The organism is Moorena sp. SIO4E2, assembly GCF_010671945.1.
GTDB lineage: Bacteria > Cyanobacteriota > Cyanobacteriia > Cyanobacteriales > Coleofasciculaceae > Moorena > Moorena producens.
The window spans coordinates 1-1,430 of the sequence record NZ_JAAHIE010001208.1; the positions used below are offsets into that span (position 1 = coordinate 1).

Genomic DNA, 1,430 nt, shown 5'->3' on the forward strand with positions numbered 1-1,430 from the left:
CGACTGACCGGAACATCATTGGATTGATTAAGTTAGACAGGTTTACTATCAACATCCGGTTTACTAATTGTAATATCTTATATTGGGATATTTGTAATTAGTTAGGACTTACGAAGTTTAGTTGGGCATAATTTTAGGGGGGAATGATGTCAAAGTCCCCCAGAATTGGGGGATTTAGGGGGCAATGGGTAAGTTCTGTTAATAATTAATTAGTAATTTTGTAAAATCTTAAAATAAAAATGAAAGGAATTTCTGTAACATTTTGGGGTATCTACTCGGTCTGGCATCGTCATGCCAAAGTGTATCAAAAAACTTGGCTAGTCAATAGTTTACTCCCAATTTCTGAACCTATAATCTATCTGATTGCCTTTGGCTATGGTTTAACTCCCCTAGTGGGAGATGTTTCTTACTATGGTCAACCCACATCTTACTTGAACTTTATAGCTCCTGGAATGATCGGACTTGGGGTACTATTTCAGTCATTCTTTGAGGGAGCATTTGGGAGTTTTTTTCGCTTGAGTTTTCAAAAAACTTGGCATGCACTGCTGACAGCACCGTTGACTTTCATGGAAGTATTTATTGGAGATTGGCTATGGGCAACTACAAAGGGAGCTCTAGCTGGTACCATCACAGGGTTAGTAGCGGTGATCTGGGGACTTTACTCTGGCTGGCAATTGCTGGTATCTTTTCCTGTAATTATTTTGGGGAGTATGCTGTTTAGTGCTATTGGGCTATTTACAGCCGGAACGGTGCGTACTGTTGATCAGATTAATGTGCCAATTTTCTTGTTTATGATACCAATGTTTACTCTCTGTGGTACTTATTTTCCTAGGGATACATTACCCACTGGACTGGGTTATGTTGTTGCTATTTTACCCCTATCATCGATAGTTGATTTGTTACGTTGGCCTTTAGGGTTACCAGAGTTCTGGTTTTTAGAATTAATCTGGTTGTTGGTATGTACTGCTGTGTTTTCTAGGCTAGCTTGGCGTCAGATTTATCCGATTCTATTCCGTTGATTAGTCAAAGGGAGTAGGGAGTAGGAAAAGAGAGGGAAGTGTGGGAAGTGTGGGAGGTGTGGGGAGGTGGGGAGATGGGGAGATGGGGAGATGGGAGCATGTCACTTATGCAGAACATTTGTACGCTTATTTGGGTAATCGGTAATAGGTAATGGGTAATAGGTAATGGGTAATAGGTCTGAGGGGGAGCATGTCACCTATGAATATTTGTACATTATCTATAGCTCCCGGGTTTAAGCTTGCGCTAATCGGAAATAGGTAAGCATTCAGCCGTCAGCCGTCAGTGGTCAGCCGTTAGTGGTCAGCCGTTAGTGGTCAGCTTATTGTATTCAAAAGCTGTTCGTAAAGTAGCGTGCCCATAGCGCTAATCGCTGATAGCTGATAGCTGATAGCTGATAGCTGATAGCTGAT

1 protein-coding gene is annotated in these 1,430 nt (G+C 41.6%); it reads left to right on the forward strand.

Translation table 11 applies throughout. The features are described from left to right. Positions 1–239 precede the first annotated feature (239 nt). A complete protein-coding gene (locus tag F6K37_RS42250) occupies positions 240–1,019 on the forward strand; it encodes an ABC transporter permease (RefSeq protein ID WP_008188942.1) in 780 nt (259 codons plus the stop codon). Positions 1,020–1,430 lie beyond the last annotated feature (411 nt).

Bases quoted from the DNA above. Each gene is read 5' to 3' on its own strand.
- F6K37_RS42250 (WP_008188942.1), top strand. From the start codon at position 240: ATGAAAGGAATTTCTGTAACATTTTGGGGTATCTACTCGGTCTGGCAT.